We start from the raw sequence: 25258 nt of genomic DNA on the forward strand, positions 1-25258 counted from the left end.
GGTCGAACTGTTCAGTAGTCGTACTTCGTCTCGTAGCCACGCGGCGTGACCATCCGGTCGTCCCAGACGTAGGTGTCCTCGTTGCCGACGACGATCGTCGTCGTCATGTCGATGATCTCGTCCTCGCCTAACTCCTCGAGTTCGCCGAGTTCGGTGATCAGCACCTGCTCGTCCTCGCGGCCGGCACCGTGAACGATGCCGACGGGCGTGTCCTCGTCGCGGTGTGCGAGGAGGATCTCGCAGGCCTTCTCGAAGTTCTCCCGGCGCTTGCGGCTCCAGGGGTTGTAGATCGTGATCGTAAAGGACTCCTTGGCCGCGGCGTGGAGCCGCGACTCGATTTCGGGCATCGGGACGAGGTGGTCCGACAGCGAGATCGAGACGGTGTCGTTGACCAGCGGTGCGCCCAGCCGGGCCGCACAGGACTGGGCCGCCGGGACGCCCGGCACGGCCTCGAAGTCGACCATCGACGCCGTCGCACCCTTGGACTCGAGGATCTCGAGTGCCAGCCCGCCTAGCGCGTACACGTTGGGGTCGCCGCTGCCGACGATGGCGACATCGTTGCCCGCGAGCGCTCGGTCGATGGCTTCCTCGGTGCGGGAGACTTCGCCGCACATCGGCGTGTCGTACAGTTCGTCGGCTTCCGCGGTGATCTCGTCGGGAATGAGGTCGATGTAGGTCGTGTAGCCGACGATGTGCTCGGCCTCGAGCAGCGCCGACTTCGCGCGGTCGGTCATCCCTTCCGGATGGCCGGGACCGAGGCCGACGGCGCTCAGTTTGCCGGGCTCGGCGTCGAAGTCGTCGACCGTCGCACCGACCTCCTTTTCGTTCGAGCTCTCGTCGTCCGAACTCGAGGTCCCGCAGCTACTCGAGGACGACGCGGAACTTGAGGAGGCACCACACTTCGAGCTACTCGAGTCATCGCTGCTGCTCGATGCGCCACAGCTACTCGAGCGATCGGTACTCGCCTCGCTGGTGTCGCTCGAGGCACCGCAGTTGGAAGTCGATTCGGCGTCAGCGTCGGCGTCCGCGTTCGTATCCGTACTCATGGTTGATGATGCTGATTTCAGAAATCGTCGACGTCACGCCCGCCGCGCGGGGTGACGAGGTACGTTCGGTCGTCGTTGCGCCAGGTTTCGGTCTCGTGGTTGCCGATAATCAGCGAGGTGCCCATCCCCGACACCTTGTCGTCGTGGTCGGCGGCCTCACCGAGGGTAGTAACGAACTGGCTCTCACCGTTTCGGCCGGCATCCGCGCGGCCCGCGTCGTTGACGATGGCTACGTAAGCGTCGTCGGTCCGTTCCTCGCGGACGATCTCGACGGCTTTCTCGTAGTTGCGCCAGCAGTTGTAGAGGACGATCACGAAGTCCGAAATCGCCGCTGCCCGCAACTTCTCCTCGATCTCGTCCCAGCCGCGCCACTTGTCCGACAGCGAAACCATACAGAAGTCGTTACACAGCGGCGCACCGACGTTGGCCGCTCCGGCGAGTGCCGCGGTGATGCCGGGGACGATCTCGATCGGAATATCCGTCGCGTCGTCCTCCTCGGCCATTTTGAATATCAGGTCGGACTTGCCGTAGACCGACGGATCGCCACCCGAGACGTGGGCCACGTCCTTCCCCTCGCGGACGTGGTCGAACGCCGCGCGGGCGAGTTCGATCTGGCGACCCATCGTCGAGCGGACGATCTCCTGCTCGAAGCCGTCGTCGCGGATCGCGATGCCGTCCTCGTCGGTTTCCGCCTCCGGCAGCAGGGTGCCGTCGTCGCGCAGGAACTCCTGGTAGAGGCTCGAGGCGATGACGACCTCCGAGGACTCGATGACCTCCTTGGCTCGCTTGGTCATGTGGTCCGGCAGGCCGGGACCGATGCCGACGACGTAGAGCGTGCCATGGTCGTCGGGGGTGCCGTCGGCCGTCGCGTCCGTCGTCGTCTCCGCCTCGGTGGATTCGGTGTCCGAACTCATCGACCGATCGCCACCGTGACCTCGTTTTCGTAGCTGATCTTCTCGAGGACGAGCTCCTGTTCGGCACCGCCCGCGATCGCGGAGGCTTCGGAGACGCCGGGCCAGCCGATCAACTCCTTCGACTTCGAGGGCGTCGGCCCCTCGTGGGCGAGCAGGGTCTCCTTGTCGAAGGCAACCACGCCGAGGTCGAGTTCCTGGGCGGCCTCGAGCAGTCCCTCCTCGTCTTCTTTCCGGGTCGCGGTACCGACGAACTCCACGTCGTCGACATCGTACTCCGTCTGCTCGAGGGCCTCCTCCCAGGCTGCGAGGAAGGCCGCTTTGCTCGCACCGGAGACGCTGCCGGTGCCGAGGACGACGCCGTCGTCTTTGTTCCGTTTGAGCACCGTCACGTCGTCGCCGACGAGGACGGCTTTCGGCCCGTCGAGTCTGGCAACGGGGCCGAGGTTCTCGTCGAGGACGGCGAGGTTGGTCTTGACCGTCGAGTCGCCGTTGACGACGTGGGTGTCCATCGCCTTCGCGCGGGACTCAACGCCTTGCTTGCCGGCCGCCTCCGAGGCGGTGGTCATCGCCGGGATGGCCCCCATCGTCGCCAGGTCCTGTGCGACCTGATTCGCGCCGTGGTGACCGCCCGTGATCGGGATGGCCCACGTCAGTTCCTCGTCGACGACGCAGATCGCCGGGTCCTCCCACTTGTCGTCGAGCAGGTGGGCCGTCTTCCGCATCGCGATGCCCGACGCCATCAACCCGATGAAACAGTCGTACTCGCCCCAGTGCTCCTCGAAGACGTCGCCGTGGTATTCGATGATGTCGATCGCCTCGTAGCGATCGCCGAGCTCGGCTTTGATCTCCTCGGCGGTGTCCATCTTCCGTCCGAAGGAGATGATCGCGATCTCCTCGGCGACCTCGCCGTCCGAATCCGCCGTCGAACAATGGCCGCCGTCGGACCCCGACTCGTCGTTCGCGTTGTCAGCGTTGTCCGTACTCATGGGTCAGTCGTCTTCCGCTTGCGTTTCGTTGGTCTGTGCGTCCGATTCGTCCGCGTCGCTCGAGTCGGGGCCGCGGTCGGCCCAGTCGCCGTAGAGGAACGAGCGCTCGTAGCCCGCGCCGGTCACGGCGTCGCCGATGACGACCAGCGCCGAGGCGCGGTAGCCCGCCTCCTCGACTTTGTCCGCGATGTCGCCGATCGAGCTGACGATGACGTCCTCGTCCGGCCACGAGGCGTGGTAGATCACCGCGACCGGCGTCTCGGGGTCGTGATCGTCCTCGAGCAACCGATCCATCGTGTCCCGGACCGCGTGGGTCCCCAGATAGATGCAGGTCGTCACATCGCCCATCTCGACGAACTCGGAGATGTGGTCTTCCGCCGGCGTCAGGGTCTTGCCCTGCGGCCGGGTGAAGGCGACGTGGTTCGAGACCTCGTTGAGCGTTAACTGCGTCCGCAACGTCGCGCTGGCCGCGAATGCCGACGTGACACCCGGGACGAAATGAGTCGGCACGCCTTCGTGTTCCAGCGCGTCCATCTGCTCGAGGGCGGCCCCGTAGATGGCGGGATCGCCGCTGTGGAGTCGGACGACGTTGTCGCCGTCCTCGTAGGCGTCCCGCATCAGCGGAATCAGCTCCTCTAAGTCCTTGCCCACCGAATTCACGAGTTCGGCGTGGGCACAGTACTCGTCTAACAGTTCGCTGTTGACCAGCGAGCCCGCGTGAACGACGAGGTCGGCGTCCTCGAGCAGTTCCTTCCCGGCGACGGTCAGCAGCCGCGGGTTTCCCGGGCCGGCACCGACGAAGGGAATCCCGGCCTGTTCGTCGCCGGCGCTGTACTCAAAGACCCGGTCATCAAGTTCCTCGCGGCGGCGTGCGCCCTGCGAATCGATCGCGTCCTGTGGGTCGTTCCCCGCCGTGTCGGTCATCGGTGGCCTCCACGGTCGCCGCCGGCACGGCCCTCGGCGCGCTCGCTGGCTCGTCGTTCGCCACCGTCAGTCACCGGCTCCCCGTCCGCGGTCGTCTCGTCCGTCCCAGTCTCGTCGTCGGTCTCGAACGCCGCCGTCGCCTGCTCGACCTCGAGACCCTCCTTCTCGGCGTAGGCAAGCGTGTAATAATCGCGCTCGTCGATCTCGTCGGGGTCGTCAGTGATGATCGTGTCGCCCTGTTCCATGAACAGCCGGCGGCCGTAGGTCACGTCGTAGCCGGCCTCGACGAGGCCCTCGTGGGTGGCCGGCGCGTCGGTGACCTTGAACAGGATCATCCGGTCCGGGCCGGTCGGGCTGTGGCCGGCGGCGGCCTCTCGCAAGGAGAGCCCCGCCCCGGCCTCGATTTCGACTCCCATCGCGGTCGCGAACGCCGTGACGGCGCTCACGCCGGGGACGATCTCCAACTCGACGGCCGGGTGAAAGGCGTCGATGGTCCGGCGCAGGTGACCGAACGTCGAGTAGACGTTCGGATCGCCCAGCGTGACGAAGGCAACGTCGTCGTCCCGTGCGTTCGGGGCGATCTCCGCGGCGGCTTCCTTCCACGCCGTTCGCAGCTTCTCCTCGTCTTTCGTCATCGGGAAGTCAAGCTCCCCGATCTTCGACTCGTCGACGTGGTTCAGCGCGACCGTCCGCGACAGGCGGCCCGGGGAGTAGACCACGGCCGCGTTCTCGAGGACCTCCTTCCCGCGAACCGTGACGAGATCGGCTTCACCGGGGCCGAGTCCGACGCCGTACAGCGTCATCGGGCAGTGCTCCCTCCGTCGGCGGCGATCGTCTTCCCGTCGTCTTCGTCGGGCGTCGCACTCCCGACCAGCATGTAGACCGGATTGTCGGAGTTGAAACTCGTCGCACCGGCGAGTTCGTAGCCGTGGCTCACCTGGAACTGGACGACCTCCTCGAGCAGATCCCGCTCGCGGAAGGCCTCCGTGGCGTTGCCCGCGACCTCGAGCCGCGAGACGTTCATGACGACGCGGTCGATTTCGGTGTCGACGGCGTGGTCGAGGACTGCTTCGAAATTCCGACTGCCGCCCAGAAAGAGCGCGTCGGCGTCGTCGGGCAGTCCCTCGGGCGCTTCCGCGTTGCGCAGGTCGACGTCGGCGCGTACCGACGCCTCGTTCGCGGCGAGGTTCCGCTCCGTCGTCTCGAGCCGCTCGGGTTTCCGCTCGACGGCGGTCACCTGCCCGGCTCGCTGTGCGGCTTCGATGGTGACGGCCCCTGTACAGGAGCCGACCTCCGCGAAGTGGTCGTCCGGCTCGAGCGCGAGCTTCGAGCGGACGACGGCCCGGACCTCGGACTTCGTCGGTCCGGCCTTCGCGTCGTGTGGAAGCGCGATGGGTGGCATCATCCGTTGGAACAGAGCCCGTCCCTAAAACAATTTTGTTTGGGGTAGAACAACTGCGATTGCGCAGGTATGGTTTCGATAGGACAAGCGACCTTGTTCGGTTCCGGCTGAACGTGTTCGAACGCGAGGAGTGGCGAACAGCGGCGAGAAACGGCCGAACCGCTACACTGTGGTCACCGCTTACTGAGTCAGTAGGCGAACAGCCGCCAGAGTAACTCCTCGGGCCGTGGTGTGCCGAACTCGCTTGGTCGGTCCGCCTCGATATCGACGTCGTATTGGTAGGTCGTGTGTACATCGTAGACCGTCGCCTCACCGTCTTCGTATTTGGTCGCGTTGAGTCGAACCTCGCCCTCGGAGAGCGTGTTTCGTTCGGTATCGATCGTCATCCGGGCCCACGATTCTCGGATATCGACTTCCTCGGATTCGATCCAGTCATTGGAGCTAGACAACACGGCGGAAACCGCCTTGGGATCGGTCATCTCGAGCGTGACCGTTTCGGCGCTTTCGTTGACGATCGTCCAGCCCGTTGCGTCGCCCGACGGTTCGTTGAGTCGGAAATCGCCCTCTTCCCAGTCGAAATAGCTGGGAAAGTGCCCGACTCGTCTGACCTGACCCTCATCGATGCTCCGGGTCCCGAATATTGCTTCTTTCAGATAGACTGACTGGGGACTGGAAGTCAATCCGGTCGAAACGTACCATGTGGACTCATCGCCGGTTAGTTCGCCTTTCGGGTTCGTTCTCGATACGAACTGCCGATCGTCCCTGTCGATCCGCATCATTGTAGCGTACGTGACTTCGTTGTCGCCGTTCAGAGAGGCGATTTGATACTCGTGACTCGCCCGGTCGGTGTTCTCCCAGGCCGTCGCGTACAGCGCGTCCGGATCGTCCGGTAACGGCTCGGGAGACGTATCCATCGGTCGTACCTCACCCATCCGAACGGCACCGGCTGCTCCGACAAGCGCGGTCCCAAGGAGTATCGCGAGCGCAAGTCGCGCGACCGACGTCTTCGTCGGTATCAGTGCTCCGGAGAACGACTCCTCGGAGACAGGGACGGACCGGACTGTCAACGCGAGCGAGAGCGCCAGCCACAGCGCGCCCCCGAAGACGACGACCAACCCGCCAAGCACGATTGAGTAGATACTGATGAGACCCTCGAACACCAGCGCGAGCGGGAAATACATGTATTCGATGAACTCGAACTGTGGTAGATAGTGGATCGGGCCCGACTGTGGGCCTGAGCCGAGTTCGCTTCCGATCCGAGCCCCGACGCCGACCGCCACGTTGAACACCGCGACGAAGACGAGTTGGCGGCAGATGGCCCCACCGATCGCTCGAGGCCGGGTCACCGTCGTCACGAGCGCTGTTCGAAGTCCCTGAACCCAACTGTCACCGTCGGCGACCCGAACGACCGCAATGGCTGGAATCGCCCACATGACGAGCATCCCGACTGTGACGCCGATCAACGGCGTGATCACGATGACGGTTGTGGTGAGCAGGTCACCCCGGCCGGCCCAGTAGAGTCCGTATCGAATCGGCGTGTCGACGAGCAAAAAGAGGGCTGCTCCCCCTGCAAGTGCAAGTGCGTGGCCACCGACAGCGACGCCGACGAGGGACGGAAGCCGGCGTCGAACCGCTACGTTCTGTGCGGGCGTTTCGTCACTGCCGTCCATCGCGTTCCGTACTACCGGAACGACCGATGCGAGACCCACGACCGCGATGAGCGGCGGCAAGAGGAGGCTGGCAACGGGGGAAATCGCGACCGCGAGGCCGACACGCACCAGCGTCTCGAGCACCGCGACGATGACGACGGCCGTACCGAGTCGCTCCGAACGAACCGTGACGCGGAGGGCATCCAGAAGCGCAGACATTGGCTATCTCTTCCGGTAATATATTATAATTGATTCGATCTCTTGGTAGAACTATCGGTACACCCGCGGCGTTGGTTACACGCCAGTGTAGCGACCGATCCGGCTCGTTCAGCGACTCGTTACCACTCCATCCCGCCGTTAATCCCCAGTACCTGTCCGGTCATGTATTCCGCCTGATCGCCGGCGAGAAAGCGGACCATGCCGACGATGTCCGCGGGGTCGGCGAACCGGCTCAGTGGGATCTCCTCTCGGATCTTGTCCTGTACTCGGTCGGGAACCTTCTCGAGCATCTCCGTCTCGGTGAACCCCGGTGCGACGCAGTTGGCCGTGGAGCCGTGGTCGGCGAGTTCCAGCGCCAGCGTCCGCGTAAAGGCAAACAGTCCGCCCTTCGAGGTGGCGTAATTCGCCTGGCCGTAGTTGCCCTGCTGGCCGACGACGCTCGAGATATTGATGAGTCGGCCGTGGTCGGACGTCTTGATGTCCTCGTAGAACGCGTTCGTACAGTTGAACGTCCCGTTCAGGTTAATGTCGATGACCGTCTGCCAGTCCTCGTAGGTCATCTCCTCGAACGTGCGGTCGATGGTGATCCCCGCGTTGTTGACGAGCACGTCGATTTCGCCGAGTTCCTCGCGGACTTTCGCTGCCATCCGCTCAACCGCCGCCGGATCCGAGACATCCGCCTGTACAGGGATGGCCGTTTCGCCGTTCTCCGCGATCGTCTCGGTGACCTCGCACGCCGATTCGTCCGACGAGCGGTAGTTGACGGCTACGTCGGCCCCACAGCGGGCGAGTTCGAACGCGATTTCGCGACCGATGCCCCGGGAAGAGCCCGTTACGAGACAGGTACGATCGGTCAGTGGACGACGCGACAACGGTTCGAGACGGTGAACTGTTTCCGACATGCGAGGGCTGCTACCACGAACATCGTGCTAAATACTTGTCTAGTCTGCATCGAGATCAACACCGCTCGAGGAGCGCGAGCGGCGCGACGACTCCGCAGAATCGGTCACCCGTTCGCGTTTCACCACGGTCGTCCCGGCCGCGATATCGCCGAGTCGCTGGCCGTAGTCGGTCGTGGCGGCGATGATGGCACCGAGGAGATATCCGCCCGGAAGGAAATCGAGTGGGAGCAGGACCGTCCGAACGATCGCGTCGCCAAGCGTACACGGCGAGCCGTCGATTCGAACGACAGCGAGATCAAGGAGCGACTTGCCGACGGTCCGCCCGTACGTCGCCTCCCCGACGACGAAGTACGTTGGCGGCAACAGAAGCCACCAGAGCAGGATGAAGCCGCCGATAACCGCATCGCCGCCGCCCGAAGCGTCCGCATCGAGCCCGGCCAGGAGCGCCGAAGCGAAGAGCGCAAGTAGCGCGATCACGAGCCAGTCGATTCCGGTCGCCACGGCTCGACGGCGGAGCACCGTTCCGGCAGTTTCCATGTTCGGCCGAGCGTCGGAATCGTTGCGGTCGAGGACCGCTTTCGGCTCGAGTACCGCTCCCGACGCGCGCCATTGTGGTTCGAAGACGGCCGCCGTCAATAACCCGTGTCCGGACGCGCGCTCAACCAGTCCTGGCAGGTGTTTGTACCCGGTCGCGAGACAGACCCGTTCGTAGTCGTTGGTCGTTGCCAGCGCGGCGACCGCTGCGAGCATCGCCTCGTTGCGTGCCTCGAGCGTGCTTCTGATGAGGAGGTACCCCGCCCCCAGAAAGAGCAGGACGACGCTTCCAGCGGTATCGGACGGGACAATGCCGACGATCACCGAGCCGTAGGCAACTGCGGACAGCGACAGCGCCGCGACGAGCATCGGGATTCGGAACCCACAGCGGGATCGAACCACCGTCACCGATAGCAGACCGACGGCGAGCCCTCCCGCGACGAGCGTCTCGATCGGGAACGCGGCCGCGACCGCGAGGAACGTGAGCCAGTTGCCGACGATCCAGCCGGGAGTGCGATCGGTCAGGACATCGAGGGGATGACGGTCGACCTCGTGTACCGGCCGCTTCCCTGCCACCGTTCGAGCCACGAGCGACTCGGCGGACCGTAGATCACGGTTGCACAGCACGTACAGCGGTATCTGGAGCACAAAAAGCAACTGGAGGCCGATGAAAAAGAACGGGTACCGGCAGACGAGTCCGATCGCCGAACGAGCGGTCGCACCGAGTCGCGGCTGCTCGACCGCGATCGCGTCCGCTCCACTCGCGAATTCCCGGAGGTCGTCTTCGACGATGCTCCGCGTATTCGCATGGATCGTCCCGAAAATCCTGAGTGTTGTCACTAGCAGGCATTTTTCTGGCAGCTCCGGCATAAATTCATTCTTTCGCGTTAGAACCGACTGGCCAGCGCTGAAAAGGCGAGACGGCACAGTACCGGACGAAACGCGCTCGAGCGGATCGTAAACCGTCGCTGCCACCGAGCGCTTCGAGTCGTCACCGGCCGCAACGCTCGAGGAACCGATCGAACGCCCCGCTTTCCGCGTGAACGTGGACGTACGTACCGAGCGACTCGTACTCGGTCAGGCCGTCGTGCTCCCCGTCGATGCCGTCGCCACGAACCGTCTCGAAGGCGAAGCGAGCGTCGCCGTCGACATCGGCGCTCGAGTAGTGGAACTCGTGACCGCGAATCGTCGCCCCGGCAGCCGCGGTCAGCGTTCCCTCGGTGGCTGCGAGTTCGACGTGATCGAGCGCCTGATAGCGGTCGTGCATGGTCACGTCCGCGGGGAGAATGCCAGCCATCTCGCTGCGGTCGCCCGCGGCGGTCGTCAGCGACTGACTCATCGCCATCAGGCCCCCGCACTCTCCCAGGACGGGCAGTCCGTCGCTGGCCCGGTCGCCGAGTTCGTCCAGTGTGCCGGCCGACTCGAGTGCGTCGGCGTGGAGTTCCGGATAGCCGCCGGGCAGATAGACCCCGTCGCAGTCGGGGACGGAATCGCCAGCGACCGGCGAGAACGTGACCAGTTCGGCCCGGTCGCGGATGCGCTCGATCGTCGCCGGATACCGGAAACAGAAGGCGGCGTCGCTGGCGACGGCGATCGTGGCGTCGACCGACTCGGCGGCCTCAATCGGCGTTTCAGGAGCGGGCGGTTCACTGGCGACTGCAGCCAGCCGATCGGCCGCGAGCGACTCGGCGGCCTCCCGCAGTGCCGCCGTCGGCAGCGCCGCCTCCGCGCCCATCTCGAGTCCGAGGTGTCGATCGGGAATCTCGAGGTCGTCGTTCGGGGGAATCCGACCGAAGAACTCCATGTCGTCAGGCAGGGCGTCGCGAATCCCTTGCTCGTGGCGGCCGCCGTGGGCTCGCTGGGCGACGACGCCGGCCACATCGATCTCGCGGCCGATCGTGTCGGCGTACTCGCGGAAGCCGAGCGCGGTCGCCGCGACGCTTTCCATCCCCGCGTTCGCGTCGACCACGAGGACGACCGGTAGATCGAGCGCTTCGGCGACCATGGCGGTGCTCGAGCCGTCGCCGTCGTAGAGGCCCATCACGCCCTCGACGACGCAGATGTCGCCCTCGCCGCGGCGGTAGTTCCGCCGGAGACCGTCCGCGCCGCAGAGCCACAGATCCAGCGTTCTGGAGGGGCGGCCCGCGATCGCCTCGTGGTGGCTCGGATCGATGAAGTCCGGCCCTGCCTTGGCGGGCTGGACCTCGTGGCCGGCGTCCGCGAGTGCCTGCACGATCGACAGCGTCGCGACGGTCTTCCCGACGCCGGAGCTGACGCCACCGAGGACGAACCCCTTCATGGTCCGTGTCCTCGGATCCGATCCGCCGCTCCGGCGAGCCGTTCGTATTGGGTCGTCGTCTCGCGGTCGGTCATCACTACGATTGAATTAGAACAACTGGACTTGAACCCATCGGTGGAATCGACCGGTCAGCACACCATTCGTGGCAGCGACGATCACCCTGTTCGGATGCCAACCCAGGACGGATGGCCGGCAGCACCCGCTCCAATCGACGAATGGTCAGAACAAATACAAAAGGATGGTTTTGGAAATCGGGTTACAAAACGTCGTTTTGGCGACTGTTTTAGCGTCCCGGTGTCGTATTCGGCGGTGATGACACGGAAATCTACGCCCCACGTCGTCGCACTCTGTGGCAGTTTGCGCGACGAGAGCAGAACGAACGTCGCCCTCGAATCGCTGCTCGCAACCGCACGGGAGACCGGAGCGACGACGGAACTCGTCGACCTCCGCTCGTACGAGTTGCCGAGCCTGCACGCCGTCGAGTCGGAGCCGCCGGACGCCGACCGCCTCCGCGCGACGATCGCCGACGCGGACAGCGTCGCACTCGGGACGCCCAACTATCACGGATCGTACGCCGGCTCGCTGAAGAACGCCCTCGACTACTGTCGTCGCGAGGAGTTCGCCGGAACGACCGTCGGCTTGCTCGAGGTAGCCGGCGGCGAGTTTCCGGGATCGGCGATCGACCATCTCCGGACCGTCAGCCGGACGCTACACGCGTGGCCGCTGCCGACCGATGTTGCCGTCCCGAACGCCCACACGACGATTACCGACGAGGGAATCGCCGACGAAGCGGTCGCTGAACGGGTTCGCCAGCTCGGCCGCGACCTCGTCGCGTACGCCGGCGTGGCGACCGATTCCGAGACGATCGCTCGAGGCCGATGACTGAACACAACACAGCGACGACCGACCGGTCGGCCGCGGGAACGATGCGAGCGATTCGGATCCACGAACACGGCGGGTCGGACATGCTGACCGCGGAGACGGTTCCCCGGCCCGAGCCCGGCGACGACGAACTGCTCGTTCGCGTCCGTGCCGCCGGCGTCAACCCCATCGACTGGATGGTTCGCGAGGGCTACACCGACGAGGCGCTCTCACCGTCGCTGCCGACGATCCTCGGCTGGGATCTGTCGGGCATCGTCGAGATGGTCGGGGCGGCCGTCTCCGAGTTCGAGCCCGGCGACGAGGTTTTCGGTCTCGTGGGGCTGCCCGATCCGGGCGGCGCCTATGCCGAATACGCGGCCGTCCCGGCGGACGAGGTCGTCACGAAGCCGACACCGCTCAGCCACGCGGACGCCGCCGGACTGCCGATGGTCGGACTCACTGCGTGGCGTGCCCTCTTCGACGCGGGAGCGCTCCGCGACGGCCAGCGCGTGCTCGTCCACGCCGCTGCCGGCGGCGTCGGTCATGTAGCCGTCCAGCTCGCAGCCCACGCCGGGGCACACGTCGTCGGCACTGCGTCCGGCGAGAACGAGGCGTACCTCCGGGAGCTCGGTGTCGACGAGTTCGTGAACTATCGGGCGGAGCGGTTCGAGCGTGTCGTGGACTCCGTCGATCTCGTACTCGACGCAGTCGGCGGCGACACGCTCGAGCGATCCATAGCCGTGCTGGCCGACGGTGGCCGCATCGTGACGCTTCCGGAACCGCCGTCCGAGGCGGTGTGCGAGACGGTCCGGCAGGAGCGCAACGCGACCGTCGACTGGTTCAGCATTGAGCCCGACGCGACGACACTTGCGGAGCTCCGTGCGCTCATCGAAGACGGCCATCTCCGGCCGACGGTGAGCGGAAGCTACCCGCTTTCCGATGTCGCCACTGCCCACCAGGAGAGCGAAGACGGACACGTCCGCGGGAAACTCGTTCTCGAGGTCGGCGGCGATCGATCGCCGTGAGCCCACTTCCGGGCCGCACTGCACGGCGGCCGAAAGTGGATGGAAAGCAACACTTTAGCGGCTTCCCGCACTCGGTCCGATCATGAATCGAATGGAGGCGGTGAGACGCGCTCAGGAGTCGGACCACTGTCTCCGGCCTGCCAAGGCGTTCTCCCTCGTCGGCGACGAAACGAGGGTCGAGATTCTCGAGGCCCTCTGGAACACCGACGACACGCCAGTCCCGTTCTCGCGGCTCTACGAAACCGTCGGGACCGACACGAGCCCGCAGTTCAACTATCACCTGAAGCAGCTCACCGGACAGTTCGTCCGGAAGACCGACGCCGGCTACGAACTCCGAACGGCCGGCAAGCACGTCGTCCACGCGATCGTCGCCGGGTCGTTCAACGCTCATCCTCACCTCGAGCCGTTCGAGACCGGCGACGACTGCACCCAGTGTGGGTCGCCGCTCCGAGCGAGCTACGACGACGAACGGCTCGCCATCGACTGCCCCGCTTGCGGACGGACACACGGGGAGTACTCGTTTCCGCCCGGCGGTCTCCTCGACCGGAACCACGACGAAATCCTCACCGCGTTCGATCGTCGCGTCCGTCGTCTGCACGGCCTCGCCAAGGACGGCGTCTGCCCGGCGTGTAGCGGCCGAATTCGGACCGAAATCGCTCGTGAGGACGACTGCTGTCTCGACGTCGACTTACAGGCGACGTACAGCTGTGAACAGTGCCACCACAGCCGTTGCTCGACAGTCGGGCTCGCACTACTCGATCAGCCCGCCGTCGTCGCGTTCTATCGCGATCACGGTATCGACCTCGAGTCCGCGCGATACTGGCAGTTCGACTGGTGTATCAGCGACGAGTACACGACCGTCCGATCGACGACCCCCTGGCGAATCGCCGTGTCGATTCCGCTCGCGGACGACCGGCTCGAGAGTACGCTCGACGGCGAGCTATCGGTCATCGAGACGCAGCGATGCTGAGTCGTCGGCCGTCCGGGATCCTCTCGAGTGAGGGGTCAGACCACCGACGAACTTAACCGCTCGAGTCGGTTACGATTCGGCGCTCGACCCATGACCGACGAACCAGGACCCGATACTGAACGGCACCTCCGCGAGGCGCTTCGCCACCTCGGCGCGGCACAGGACGACGACGACCTCCGGAAGACCCACGCCGTCGCGCTCGAGGAAGTGTCGAACACCGTGTCGTCCGTCCTGCGCGAGTACGAAGGCGACGAATAACGGCCGTTCCGATCCGTTTTTCGACGAACACAGCCCCGTCTCGAGGCCCCGATCTCGAGTACTGCTTGCCCTACCATGGTATATTTTAACACACCACTAGGCGTAGTGATAACCGTGATGAAGCCCGAAACCGACCAGCCGTCGATCGCGGACGAACTGCGGAACAAAAACGAGACCGAACTCCCGATCGGCGAAGTTCAGGAGCCCGAGAGCCGCGGATACACCATGTGGCGCTGCGGGTCCTGCGGCGAGATGGGACGGTTCGAGGACGAGTTGCCGGACGCGTGTCCCGACTGCCTGGCACCGCGGGAGGAACTGTTCTACTTGGAGGAGGACTGAAATCGCGGTGGCATCCGTCTTGGACCTGCTCGCTTCGGCCCGGTTCGCGGCGAGAACACGACGGGGCCGGACCGTTAAACCGGCTGCCGCACTGCAAGCACGACCAGATCGGAGAACGGCGTGTCCTCCGCCCCGTCCCCGCCGGCGTGGTCTGCCAGTTCGGCCAGCGTGAACCGGTGGATCGCTTCCGCGTCGTGGGTCAACTTTTCGCAGACCAGCGCCTCGAGATCGGGATCGGCCCCTTCTTCGAGCAGGAAGGCGGCGAGATCGCCGGGCATCCGGTCGTACGGTCGGGGGAGGACGAGTAGATGTCGCTCGTCGGTCGTCGCCGCGGCCGCGAGGCGGTCCATATCCGACTCGAGATCGCCGCTCTTGTGCAGCGTGACGAACTCGGTGTCCTCCATCGGCGTCCGGGCGCGGCTGGCGGCCAGCTGGATCGAGGAGATGCCCGGGACGATGCGAACGGGGCTGTCGGAATCGTGCTGTTGGACCGTATCCTGTACCTTCCCGACGAACTGGTAGCCCGAGTGGTTGGGGTCGCCCATCGCGACGGCGGTCCCCGACTCGCCGGCCGCGACGCGCTCGCCGAATTCCTCGAGCGCCGCGGCCTCGTCCTTGTAGCCGCAGGTCAGCAAGTCGGCGTCCGTCTTGTCCTCGATGAACTCCACGACGGTCGTGAAGCCGACGACGACATCGGCCTCGCGGATCGCCCGTTCGCCCCGGGGCGTGAGATACTCGGGGTTGCCGGGGCCGACGCCGACGGCGTAGACTGGGTCGTCTGCTCCGGCGGTTTCACCGCCTCCGTCTCGCTGCCCCTCCGGCGTAGCGCCCTCCTCATCGATGTCGGACTCCGCCGCTGCCGCCGCGAACGTCGCCGGATCCGGTCCCGCATCGAGGTCGTACTCGTCGCTCATCGGTTCCGGCCGTCCGTGGCCCGCGTCTCGGCGTCGAGCTCGAGGTCGATCTCGTCGGTCCGGACATCCTTCGCGACGTGGATCAGTTCGTTCGTCAGGGCGGCGGCGAGGCCGCTGCCACCCCGGCGGCCGACGTGCGTAATCGCGGGGACGCCGTACGCCTCGCTGACCTCGCGAATGCGTCCGCGGCTCTCCTCGGCCTTGACGAAGCCGACCGGGTTCGCGACGACGACCGCTGGCCGGGTCCCTTGCTCGATGCAGTCCGCCAGCGCCAGCGCCGCCGTCGGCGCGTTCCCGATCGTGACGATCGCGTCCTCGAAGGCGTCCTCTTTATCGAGTTCGAGCATCGCCGCGGCAGTCCGGGTCATCCCGGTCTCGGCGGCGAGTTCCTTGCCGTGACCGATGGCTTTCGAGACCTCGCAGTCGTGGCCCCGACCCGTGACGCCGGCTTTCACCATCGTGATGTCGGTGAAGATGTCGGCCTCGTCGAGCACGGCCCGCGCACCGGCACGAACCGGCGCGTCCTCGTCGTCGCCGAGGTCGTCCGTGCCTGTAAATCGAATCAGGTGCTGGAACTCGATGTCGCCCATCGAGTGGACCGACTTCTGACGCACGCGGTCGGCCAGCGTCTCGTCGGGCGTGAACTGCCTGACGATGTCCATACTCGTCTCCGCGATGTCCATCGCGTTCTGCGTCGTTGCTCCCAGATCGGCGTACTCCTCCTCGAAGTCCTGTTCAGTCATCGGGTATCACTCGCTCGGTGGCGGCTATCGGCTGTCGGCCGAATCGGTTCGGTCGCCGGTTCGAGTCCGTCAATCATCGGTCGCTGCCCCCACGGTCTCGTTTGTCGTCCGCGCTTCGAGGTCGCCCTCGACCTCGAGATTGAGATCTCGCAGCCGGTCGACCGTCTCGTCGTCGGCGTCCCACAGGTCGCGCTCGATGGCCTCGAGCAGCGTCTCCGTGATCGACTCGAGGGCCCACGGGTTCACGTCTCGCATCCAGTCCTGGCGGTCCTCGTCGAAGGCGAACTTCTCGGCGACCTCCTCCCAGAGGGTGTCGCTCACGACGCCGGTGGTCGCGTCCCAGCCCAGCGTCACGTCGACGGTCGTCGAGAGATCGCCCGCGCCCTTGTAGCCGTGGTCCTCCATGGACTCGAGCCAGTCGGGGTTGAGCACGCGCGAGCGCATCGCCTTGCGGACCTTCTCCTCGTTCGTGTAGACATCGACGTTGTCCGGATCGGAAGAGTCGCCGACGTAGGAGGCGGGCTCCGTGCCCGAAATCTCGCTCACGGCGGAGATGAAGCCGCCGTGGAAGGCGTACCAGTCCGAGGAGTCGAACTCGTCTTGCTCCATTGTGTCCTCGAGTTTGACCGTCGCGTCGACGGACGAGAGGCGGCGCTCGAAGGCGTCATGGGCGTCGGACACCCGACCGCGAGAGCCCATCGCGTAGCCGCCCCACTGGACGTAGACATCGGCGAGATCCGAGCGGTCGTCCCAGTTGCCCTCGTCGACGGCCTTGTTCGTCCCGGCACCGTAGCCGCCGGGCCGGGTCGTGAAGACGCGGTGTTTCGCGGCCGTTCGAGCGTCCGATTCGTCGAGGCCGTCTTCTTCCTCGAGTGCCGCCTGCTCTTCCTCGACGTGTTTCTTCACGTAGTTCATCTCGTGGGGCTCGTCGAGGTCAACGACCGCATCGACGGCGTCGTGGATGACCCCCGCTGCGGCCGGGAAGGCGTCCCGGAACAGCCCGGAGACGCGGGTCGTCACGTCGACGCGGGGTCGGTCCAACTCGTCGAGTGGGATCGGCTCGACATCGTCGATGCGGCCGGCGTCGGTCCACTGCGGTTCGACGCCCATCATAGCCAGCACCTGCGCGATGGTCTCGCCGCGGGTGCGGACGGTGGGCGTCCCCCAGGCGACGACGCCGATCTCCTCGGGGTACTCGCCGTGCTCGTCGTGGTGGCGCTCGAGGACGCCCTCGGCGACCTCGCTGCCGACCTGCCAGGCGGCCTTCGCCGGCACCTTGCGTGGGTCGAGCGTGTAGAAGTTCCGCGCGGTCGGCAGCAGGTCGACGCCGCCGCGGGTCGGCGCACCGGAGCCGCCCGGCGGGACGTACTCGCCCGAGAGGGCATCCGCAGTGCGGGGAATCTCGTCTTCGGCTCCCTGCACGCGGGGCTGGGCCTCCTCGCAGATGTACGCGAGTGCCTCCCGAAGGTCGTTGTGCGCGCCGGATTTCGCGCGCCCGTCGCCGATGGTCTCGAGGTCGACCACCAGCAGGTTCATGTTCATCTCGTCGTCCGGCCCCGCTTCGCGCTCCGAAACCGGAATGTCGAAGTCGTGTTCGGCGAGCGTCTCGATCAGGTCGACGCTCGTCTCGTAGACCTCGTCGGCGGCCTCGGCGTAGGTCATCCCGAGGGCGTCGTCGTACTCACCGGGCGCGTTCAGCATCTTCTCATAGTCGACACCGAGCGCGCCGGCCACGCTCTCGCGCAGGCTCGGCGCGCCGGGGTTCTCGAGGCGGGTGAGCGCGACGAGATACTCCACGAGGCGCTCGCCGGCCGGCGGTTCGGACATCGTGTGCAGTCCCAGCCGGATCTGGGTCGTCTTGACGTCCGTGAGGTACTCGTGGACGCGTTCGACGAGGTCGTCGATGTCGACCTCGTCTCCCGTCACCTCGCCCTCGGCGAGGCTCGAGCCGGCCTCGTCGGGCCCGCGAACGTCGGCTTTCTCGTCGATGGTCCCCTCGATCCCCAACTCGACGGCGAGATCGAGTTCGTCGACCGTTTCGCGGATGAGGTCCGCGAGGTGCTGGCCGTCGTCGGCGCGGGCGTCTTCCATCCCGGCCTCGCGGTACTGGTTTGCCAACTCCTCGAGTTCCGACAACTCGTCGTAGGTGCCCGCCGACCGCATCACGGGCGTCAGATAGTCGACGATCGCGGCGTAGGAGCGGCGCTTGGCCTGGGTTCCCTCGCCGGGGTTGTTGACGATGTACGGGTAGACGTTCGGGATGTCGTCGATCAACTGGTCGGGCGCGCTTTCGCCGTTCAGGCCGACGGTCTTGCCGGGGAGCCACTCGAGGCTGCCGTGGGTTCCCAGATGGACTACAGCGTCGCTCTCGAACGTATTGCGCAGCCAGCCGTAGAACGCATAGTAGTCGTGTGGCGGCTGCAGGTTCGAGTCGTGGTAGACCTTCGAGGGGTCCATGCCGAAGCCGCGTGGCGGCTGGACGGTGACGAGGACGTTACCGAACTCGACGCCCGGAATCGCGAACGGGCGGTCGGGGACCTCACCCCACTCCTCGATGATATTCTCCTGAAAGCGCTCGTCGGCCTCCGAGAACCACTCCTCGTAGGTATCCGGCGAGACCACGTCAACGGAGAGGTCACGGACGTCCTCCGGAGCGACCCACCGGTCCTCGAGCGTGAGCTGTGCGGTCAGGTTCTCTACGAGGGACTGCCCGCTGTCCGGCATGTCGTCGCCGAGATCGTAGCCGCGAGCGTCGAGTTCCTCGAGCAGGTTGACCGTCGACTCCGGCGAGTCGAGACCGAACGCGGTCCCGATCCCGTCGTCGCTCGGCGGATAGTTGTGGAGGACGACGGCGACCTGCTTGTCCTCGTTGGGCGTGTGGCGCAGCTCGGCCCAGTTGACCGCCAGCCGAGTCGCGTGGTCGATGCGGTCTTCGATCGGGAAGTGGTGTTTCGGCGCGGAGCCGATGCCGGCCTCGTCATCGGTGCGTTCCTTGCCCGAGATCGGATGGGTGATGACGTTCCCGTCGAACTCCGGCAGCGCGACCGAGAGCGCGAGTTCGAAGCCCATCACGCCTGTATCGCTGGATTCGTATCGCGAGCGCGAGCGCATCGTGGTGACCGTCTGGAGGACGGGCACGCCGAGCCGATCAAGGAAGACGTCCTCCGCGGAACTACCTTCGTCGTCGGCGCTGCGGCCGCGCTCGTCCATCGAGAGGGAGAACATAAAGGACGACAACACGGCATCGACGATCGGCTCGCCCGCGTCGTTGAGGAGCCAGTTATCGGTGACCCACTCGGCGTCTTCCTGTTCGTCCGTGTCCGTCGCGGGATTACAGAAGATCGGCAGGACATTCGCGCCCTGCTCTTCGAGCGCCCGGACCTGCGCGTCGACGTACCGAGTGTTCTCGTGGGTCCAATGGGACTCGTAGAACCAGACCGCGACCGTCGGCTTGTCGGGGTCGTGGGTCTCGAGCAGGGCCTCGTACTCGATCCCCGGGTGATCTGGATGGTAGACCCCCTCCGTGGGGAGGGCCGTCGGTTCGTCGTATTCGATCTCGCGGCCCTCGTACTCGACCGCGAGGAACCGACACAGGTTCGCGACGTTGATCGTCCCGCCCTTCTCGAGGTCTGTCTCTTATACACANGTTGCCTTGACGATCAGCGGGACGCCCGCCTCGGCGAGCGCACCCGTCGCGTAGTCGTAGCCCGGCATGCTGTCTTCGGCCCCGTGCAGCCAGAAGATCGCCGCCGCGGCGTCGTCCAGTTCCTCGACGAACTCCTCGACGTCGGCCTCCTCGTCGAGGTCGCTTTCCGAGCGCACCACGAGGTCGATCCCCTCGAGGCGCTCGGCGGCCCGCCCGATCGAGCCGAGTTCGTTCTCCGTCGCAGTATAGATCCCGATCCGTGTCATCGTACTTTTAAACCTCTGTTGTATTAGCTCAAGCATGGTTGTAAACGCCGGGGGCAAAAAGCTGTCGTCACTCCCGTTTCCGGCGATCGTCGGACAGAACGAGCTAAAGCGCGTGTTGCTCGCCGTCGCGGCCAACGACGGTCTCGACGGGGCCTTGATCGTCGGCGAGAAAGGGACCGCGAAGTCGACGGCAGTTCGGGCGCTCGTCGATCTCCTGCCCGACCAGCGGGCCGTGGCGGACTGCCCGTACGGCTGTTCACCCGACGACCCCGACCTGCAATGCGAGGACTGCCGTGAACGCGATCCAGCGGACCTGCCGGTCGAAACGCGACCCGTTCCGCTCGTGACCCTTCCGCTGGGCGCGACGCGGGACCGCGTCGTCGGGACCCTCTCGGTCGAGGACGCGCTGGCCGGCGAAGCCGACTTCGATCCAGGACTGTTGGCCCGTGCCCACCGGGGCATCCTCTACGTCGACGAGGTCAACCTGCTCGACGATCACCTCGTGGACGTCATCTTAGACGCCGCCGCAAGCGGCGTCAACACGGTCGAGCGCGACGGGATCAGCGTCTCCCACCCCGCCGAGTTCACTCTGATCGGCACGATGAATCCGGAAGAGGGCGACCTGCGTCCCCAACTGCGGGACCGCTTTGCCCTCCAGGCCAGCGTCGAGGGCTGCCGGGAGATCGACGATCGGGTCGAGATCATCGATCGCGCGCTCGAGGCCGACGGCGGCGCGTCCGATCCGCGACCCGACTACGCCGACGCGGTCGATGCCCTGCGCGAGGACCTCACCGCGGCCCGGGATCGCCTCTCGAGCGTCGACCTCCCCCCAGACTTCAAGGCCGAGATCGCCGAACTCTGTCTCGAGGCCGGCGTCGACGGTCACCGCGGCGACGTGGCGACGGCCCGCACTGCGATGACGCTGGCCGCGCTCGAGGGCCGTGAGACGGTCATCAAGCCCGACATCCACGAGGCCGCGACCTACGCCCTCCCCCACCGCCTCCGGAGCACCCCATTCGAGGACGAACCCGACCTCGACGACCTGCTCGAGGATCGGTTCGACGAGGAGCCGCCGGACGAGACCGAGGGGGAAGAGGGGGGTGACGCGGACGACGGTGACAGCGCGGAGGAAACGGACGGCGACGCCGACTCCGAATCGGGCGACGGTGACGACCGCGGTGATCGCGACGAGGGAAACGGGAACGACGGGGACGACGGTGCTGACGGTGAAGATTCGAGCGACGGAGCGGGGTCCGGCGGCGACGAGGACAGCACCGACACTGACGATGGTCCCGAGCGCCGCCCCGACGGCGACCGACCCGAGTCAGCGGCCCAGTCGTCCGCCGAAGCCGGCGACGGCGGGTCGGACGACGGCTCGAGCGACGGGGAGTCGGATTCGGAGACGTCGCCCGACGACGAGGACGAGGAAACCGCCCAGCCGCTCGTGCCCGGCCAGCAGCGGGCTGGGGTCGGCAAAGCGCGGGCTCCCGACCTCGAGTCGCCGACCGTCGACAGCGAGACGCCGAGCGCGACCGGCACCCGTGCGAGTACGTCGCCGAGTACGGCCAACCGGGGCGCTCGCGTGCGCACCGAACCCGCCTCGGGCGAGGGCTCGATCGACGCCGCGGCGTCGGTCCGGTCGGCCGCCGCCCGCGGGGCGTCCCGCGTCGGCGAGGACGATCTCCGGCAGTCGGTCCGGACCGGCGACACCTCGGTGACGATCGTCTTCGCCGTCGACGCCAGCGCCTCGATGCGGCCAGCGATGCGCACCGCGAAAGGTGTCGTGCTCGAACTCCTGCGGGACAGCTACGAACACCGCGATCAAGTCTCGTTCGTCGCGTTCGCCGGCGAGGACGCCGACATCTTGCTCCCGCCGACCGACAGCGTCTCGCTGGCCGCCCGCCATCTCAAGGACCTCCCCTCCGGCGACCGAACGCCGCTGCCGGCCGGCCTCGAGACCTCGCGCCGAGTGCTCGAGCGCGCCGAGACCGACGCCTCGGTCGTCGTCCTCGTCACCGACGGCCGGGCGAACGTCGCCGACGGGAGTCCGACGGCGGCGACGCGAACGGCTGCTCGAGCGCTCGCGACCAGCGACGCCCGCGTGATCGTGGTCGACGCAGGTGAGGACTCCCGGGCCGGCCTCTCGGAACTAGTTGCGACCGAAACCGACGGCGAACTGGTCGACCTCGCTTCGCTGTCGGTCGAGACCGTTCGCGCCGCCGCCGAGACCGCTGCGGACGAGACCCGAGGGTAGGCGGGACCGCCAGGGACGGACCAACACCCCTTTGAACACCCTCCGTCGTTATCCGACGAGAATCGATGACGGGGGACGAGCCAGCCGCCGACGGGGCCGTCGGCGACGATATCGAGTATGGAATCGACGAGCAGCCACCGCTCGGCGAATCGATCGTGCTGGGCATCCAGCACTATCTGACGATGGTGGGTGCGAACATCGCGGTGCCGTTGATCCTGGCGAGTGCCATGGGAATGACGGACTATCCCGGCGTGACCGCGCGGTTCATCGGGACGTTCTTCGTCGTCTCCGGGATCGCGACGCTGGCGCAAACGACGTTCGGAAACCGGTATCCGATCGTGCAAGGGGCACCGTTCTCGATGCTCGCACCCGCGCTTGCGATCGTCGGCGTCGTCACCGCCGGCGGCGTCTCCGGGGGCTCGGGCTGGGAGGCCGCGTTACTGCAGTTACAAGGGGCGATCATCGTCGCTGCGGTCGTCGAGGTCGCGATGGGATACTTCGGACTGGTCGGGAAACTCCGTCGGTTCCTCTCGCCGGTCGTCATCGCCCCGACGATTGCACTGATCGGGCTGTCGCTGTTCAGCGCACCGCAGATCACGACGCCCGACCAGAGCTGGTGGCTGCTCGGGCTCACGCTCGGCCTCATCCTGCTGTTCTCGCAGTACCTCGACGTCAAACACAGGGCGTTCCGTCTGTATCCGGTCATTCTGGCGCTGGTCATCGCCTGGGTCGTCGCGGCGGCGCTCTCGGTCGCCGGCGTCATCGGGGGGAGCCATCCCGGCTTCGTCGACCTCGAGCAGGTCGCGGACACTCGACTGCTGTTGCCGATCTACCCCTTCCAGTGGGGCGTGCCGCAGGTGACGACCGCCTTCGTCGTCGGGATGTTCGCCGGCGTGTTGGCCTCGATCGTCGAGAGCATCGGCGATTACTACGCGGTGGCGAACATCACCGGCTCGGGCGCGCCGAGCGGGAAACGGATCAACCACGGCATCGGCATGGAGGGGCTGATGAACGTTTTCGCCGGCGTGATGGGGACCGGCGGTTCGACCTCCTACTCCGAGAACATCGGCGCGATCGGCCTGACCGGCGTCGCCTCGCGGTACGTCGTCCAGATCGGGGCCGTCGTCATGCTGTTCGTCGGCTTTATCGGCTACTTCGGCCAACTGATCGCGACGATCCCGGACCCGATCGTCGGCGGCCTCTTCATCGCCATGTTCGGCCAGATCGTCGCCGTCGGGGTCTCGAACCTGCGCCACGTCGATCTGGACTCCTCGCGCAACACCTTCGTCATCGGCTTTGCCCTCTTCGTCGGGCTGGCGATTCCGGCGTACATGGGTAACTTCGAGAGCACGCTCGCGTTCCGCGAGGCCGTCGGGCTCGAGGCCACGGTCGACTCGCTGGTCGGCACAAGCGGATCGAGTGCGATCTGGATCGAAGCCGCCGCACAGGCCGTCGTCGATACCGTCTTCATCATCGGCTCGACCGGCATGGCCGTCGGCGGCCTCGCCGCGCTCGTCCTCGACAACACGATCCCCGGCTCTCGAGAGGAACGCGGGCTCGCGGAGTGGGACCGGATCGCCGAGGACGAGACCGATTTCGACTCGTTTTGGGACCGCTGGGTGCGGACCGAGACGAGCACCGAGGACTGACCGCGTCGCCGCTCGCGCGACCCCGATATCGTTTTGGCAGCCTCACAACACGTCGAACGCAACCCGATAGTGTAAGAGCGCGCGCGTTCCAGAGGGCGTATGGCGGAACTCGAACTCGCGGACGGGACGATCTGGTACGAGACGAGCGGCGACGGCCCGCCGCTGGTGTTCGTCCACGGTGGCTGGCTGAACGGCCGGACCTGGAATAGCCAGATCGAACGCTTCGCCGACGACTATCGCGTCGTCACGCTCGACGTTCGGGGCCACGGCGAGACCGGCAGCACCGCCCCGGACGAGTATTCGATCGGCCTCTTCACCGACGATCTCGAGGCCCTGCTGTCGGCGCTCGACCTCGAGCAGCCGACCCTCTGTGGCCTCTCGCTGGGCTCGATGATCGTCCAAGAGTATCTGGACCGCCATCCGGACGATGCGGCGGGCGCGATCCTCGGCGGCGCAGTGCGGTCGATGCCGCCGATCGAGTTCCCGACGGGACTGAAGTCGGTCTGGTCGCCGCTGCCGGCGCTCTCCATGTCGCTGTCGATCGCGGGCTCGAAAGGGACGTTCCGGTCGATGCTGTCCTCGATTCAGGCGACGACCGGCCAGCGGTGGCTGTCGGTCGACCCCGCGGTCAGAGCCGAGGCGATCCAGACGGTCGGCGACATCCCGTCGACCGAATTTCGGAAGATCTTCGACGCGCTCTATCGGTACGACCCGCCGGCGCTGACCGGTGTCGAAACGCCAACGCTCGTGGTCCACGGCAAGCAGGAAGCGCCGCTGGTCAAGCGACAGGGCCGACAGATCGCCATGGCGGTCGCCGACGGCACCCAGCGAGAACTCGCCGGCTCCGGCCATCTCGTCAATCAGGACCGGCCGCTGGCGTTCAACGCGATCACGGCCGACTTTCTCGACCGGCTTCCCGCGGCCTAGCTCCGGTCGCGAGCCGTCGCGAGGGAACGCCGTCGGGCGTCGCAGAACGGCTCGGATCGGACCGTTCGGGTGTCCGACGCCGAGTCAGTCTCCACTCGGGACCGTTCCCGTCGGCCACCCAACACGCTTTGGCGACACCCGGAAGACGGGGACCGTACTAGCTCTATGCGGAATCGACCCCCGTCGATCGGGATGGTCCCAGATTCATACTCATGAGCAGCCACTGTTCGGACACCGACAGCGCCACAACCACGCCGGCGGCCGAGCAGTGGACCAGCATCTCGAAACACGTCGTCAATAGCTATCTCGAGGCGAACAACGCGCCCTCGCCGCGATAGGGCTCAGTTCCGCGGCGACGGACGCGTCAGCGGCAGCCGAGACGACAACGCCGTCGCCGAGGTCGTGTTTAGTTTGTAGCATTGTGCCAGACAGCGAAGGCTTGAAGCCAGGATTCTGCTGTTGACGGTTGTACGTGACTAAAGCAGTTTGAGAATGAAGAGGTTCGACGTTTTATCTCTCTAAAGACACGTT

21 protein-coding genes and 2 pseudogenes are annotated in these 25258 nt (G+C 66.1%); 9 read left to right on the top strand and 14 right to left on the bottom strand.

Annotated elements, in window-relative coordinates:
* Positions 1 to 11: 11 nt before the first annotated feature.
* The 10 genes from cobJ to C486_RS19640 all read right to left on the bottom strand — a co-directional run bounded on the left by cobJ (position 12) and on the right by C486_RS19640 (position 10875).
* On the bottom strand, positions 12 to 1046 hold the full coding sequence (cobJ, locus tag C486_RS19595; RefSeq protein ID WP_008459352.1) for a precorrin-3B C(17)-methyltransferase: 1035 nt from the start codon (positions 1044 to 1046) through the stop codon (positions 12 to 14).
* 17 nt (positions 1047 to 1063) lie between these two features.
* Positions 1064 to 1960 (bottom strand): precorrin-3B C(17)-methyltransferase, encoded by an 897-nt coding sequence (locus C486_RS19600; protein WP_008459353.1) that lies wholly within the window; start codon positions 1958 to 1960, stop codon positions 1064 to 1066.
* The gene (gene cbiG, locus C486_RS19605; protein WP_008459355.1) at positions 1957 to 2946 is read right to left on the bottom strand and encodes a cobalt-precorrin 5A hydrolase; all 990 of its coding nucleotides are present in this window, start codon (positions 2944 to 2946) and stop codon (positions 1957 to 1959) included. The genes C486_RS19600 and cbiG overlap by 4 nt, the downstream gene beginning before the upstream one ends.
* A 3-nt stretch (positions 2947 to 2949) precedes the next feature.
* Positions 2950 to 3870, bottom strand: a complete 921-nt coding sequence (locus C486_RS19610) for a cobalt-precorrin-4/precorrin-4 C(11)-methyltransferase (protein WP_008459358.1) — start codon at positions 3868 to 3870, stop codon at positions 2950 to 2952.
* Complete coding sequence (locus C486_RS19615; RefSeq protein WP_008459361.1) at positions 3867 to 4673, bottom strand: cobalt-factor II C(20)-methyltransferase; 807 nt, start codon at positions 4671 to 4673, stop codon at positions 3867 to 3869. The genes C486_RS19610 and C486_RS19615 overlap by 4 nt, the downstream gene beginning before the upstream one ends.
* Positions 4670 to 5272 (bottom strand): precorrin-6Y C5,15-methyltransferase (decarboxylating) subunit CbiT, encoded by a 603-nt coding sequence (gene cbiT / locus C486_RS19620; protein WP_008459363.1) that lies wholly within the window; start codon positions 5270 to 5272, stop codon positions 4670 to 4672. The genes C486_RS19615 and cbiT overlap by 4 nt, the downstream gene beginning before the upstream one ends.
* 188 nt (positions 5273 to 5460) lie before the next feature.
* Positions 5461 to 7140, bottom strand: a complete 1680-nt coding sequence (locus C486_RS19625) for a hypothetical protein (RefSeq protein WP_008459364.1) — start codon at positions 7138 to 7140, stop codon at positions 5461 to 5463.
* Positions 7141 to 7259: 119 nt separating this feature from the next.
* Positions 7260 to 8042, bottom strand: a complete 783-nt coding sequence (locus C486_RS19630; protein ID WP_008459366.1) for a 3-oxoacyl-ACP reductase family protein — start codon at positions 8040 to 8042, stop codon at positions 7260 to 7262.
* 39 nt (positions 8043 to 8081) lie between these two features.
* Entirely contained in the window at positions 8082 to 9416 is a 1335-nt protein-coding gene (locus tag C486_RS19635) for an RDD family protein (protein WP_008459369.1), read from the bottom strand.
* 151 nt (positions 9417 to 9567) lie between these two features.
* On the bottom strand, positions 9568 to 10875 hold the full coding sequence (locus C486_RS19640) for a cobyrinic acid a,c-diamide synthase (RefSeq protein ID WP_008459371.1): 1308 nt from the start codon (positions 10873 to 10875) through the stop codon (positions 9568 to 9570).
* Positions 10876 to 11187: 312 nt separating this feature from the next.
* On the opposite strand from C486_RS19640, the gene C486_RS19645 reads away from it, so the two are divergent.
* From C486_RS19645 to C486_RS19660, 5 genes are all read left to right on the top strand, one after another.
* Complete coding sequence (locus C486_RS19645) at positions 11188 to 11757, top strand: NADPH-dependent FMN reductase (protein ID WP_008459373.1); 570 nt, start codon at positions 11188 to 11190, stop codon at positions 11755 to 11757.
* Positions 11754 to 12761, top strand: a complete 1008-nt coding sequence (locus tag C486_RS19650) for an NADP-dependent oxidoreductase (protein ID WP_008459378.1) — start codon at positions 11754 to 11756, stop codon at positions 12759 to 12761. The genes C486_RS19645 and C486_RS19650 overlap by 4 nt, the downstream gene beginning before the upstream one ends.
* Positions 12762 to 12852: 91 nt before the next feature.
* The gene (locus C486_RS19655) at positions 12853 to 13731 is read left to right on the top strand and encodes a DUF7351 domain-containing protein (RefSeq protein WP_008459380.1); all 879 of its coding nucleotides are present in this window, start codon (positions 12853 to 12855) and stop codon (positions 13729 to 13731) included.
* Positions 13732 to 13821: 90 nt separating this feature from the next.
* Entirely contained in the window at positions 13822 to 13989 is a 168-nt protein-coding gene (locus C486_RS21855) for a hypothetical protein (protein ID WP_008459383.1), read from the top strand.
* Positions 13990 to 14106: 117 nt separating this feature from the next.
* The gene (locus C486_RS19660) at positions 14107 to 14328 is read left to right on the top strand and encodes a DUF7130 family rubredoxin-like protein (protein ID WP_008459385.1); all 222 of its coding nucleotides are present in this window, start codon (positions 14107 to 14109) and stop codon (positions 14326 to 14328) included.
* 74 nt (positions 14329 to 14402) lie between these two features.
* Here C486_RS19660 and C486_RS19665 read toward each other — a convergent pair whose 3' ends face one another.
* From C486_RS19665 to cobN, 3 genes and pseudogenes are all read right to left on the bottom strand, one after another.
* The gene (locus C486_RS19665) at positions 14403 to 15242 is read right to left on the bottom strand and encodes a cobalt-precorrin-7 (C(5))-methyltransferase (RefSeq protein ID WP_008459386.1); all 840 of its coding nucleotides are present in this window, start codon (positions 15240 to 15242) and stop codon (positions 14403 to 14405) included.
* Entirely contained in the window at positions 15239 to 15985 is a 747-nt protein-coding gene (locus tag C486_RS19670) for a precorrin-8X methylmutase (protein WP_008459388.1), read from the bottom strand. The genes C486_RS19665 and C486_RS19670 overlap by 4 nt, the downstream gene beginning before the upstream one ends.
* 69 nt (positions 15986 to 16054) lie before the next feature.
* A pseudogene (gene cobN, locus C486_RS19675) lies at positions 16055 to 19897 on the bottom strand (cobaltochelatase subunit CobN).
* Positions 19898 to 19931: 34 nt separating this feature from the next.
* Here cobN and C486_RS19680 point away from each other — a divergent pair.
* The 4 genes from C486_RS19680 to C486_RS21970 all read left to right on the top strand — a co-directional run bounded on the left by C486_RS19680 (position 19932) and on the right by C486_RS21970 (position 25065).
* Complete coding sequence (locus C486_RS19680; RefSeq protein WP_008459390.1) at positions 19932 to 22151, top strand: VWA domain-containing protein; 2220 nt, start codon at positions 19932 to 19934, stop codon at positions 22149 to 22151.
* A 65-nt stretch (positions 22152 to 22216) separates the two neighbouring features.
* Complete coding sequence (locus tag C486_RS19685; protein WP_008459391.1) at positions 22217 to 23800, top strand: uracil-xanthine permease family protein; 1584 nt, start codon at positions 22217 to 22219, stop codon at positions 23798 to 23800.
* A 99-nt stretch (positions 23801 to 23899) separates the two neighbouring features.
* Positions 23900 to 24727, top strand: coding sequence for an alpha/beta fold hydrolase (locus C486_RS19690; RefSeq protein WP_008459392.1), 828 nt, complete (start codon positions 23900 to 23902; stop codon positions 24725 to 24727).
* Between the two features lie 212 nt (positions 24728 to 24939).
* Positions 24940 to 25065: a hypothetical protein gene (locus C486_RS21970; RefSeq protein ID WP_008459395.1), complete on the top strand. Its 126-nt coding sequence runs from the start codon at positions 24940 to 24942 to the stop codon at positions 25063 to 25065.
* A 68-nt stretch (positions 25066 to 25133) separates the two neighbouring features.
* Here the strand turns inward: C486_RS21970 and C486_RS20680 are convergent.
* Positions 25134 to 25258 (bottom strand): annotated as a pseudogene (locus tag C486_RS20680) (IS6 family transposase); the annotation flags it as partial.

Origin of the sequence: Natrinema gari JCM 14663 (assembly GCF_000337175.1) — an archaeon.
Taxonomy (GTDB): Archaea; Halobacteriota; Halobacteria; order Halobacteriales; family Natrialbaceae; genus Natrinema; species Natrinema gari.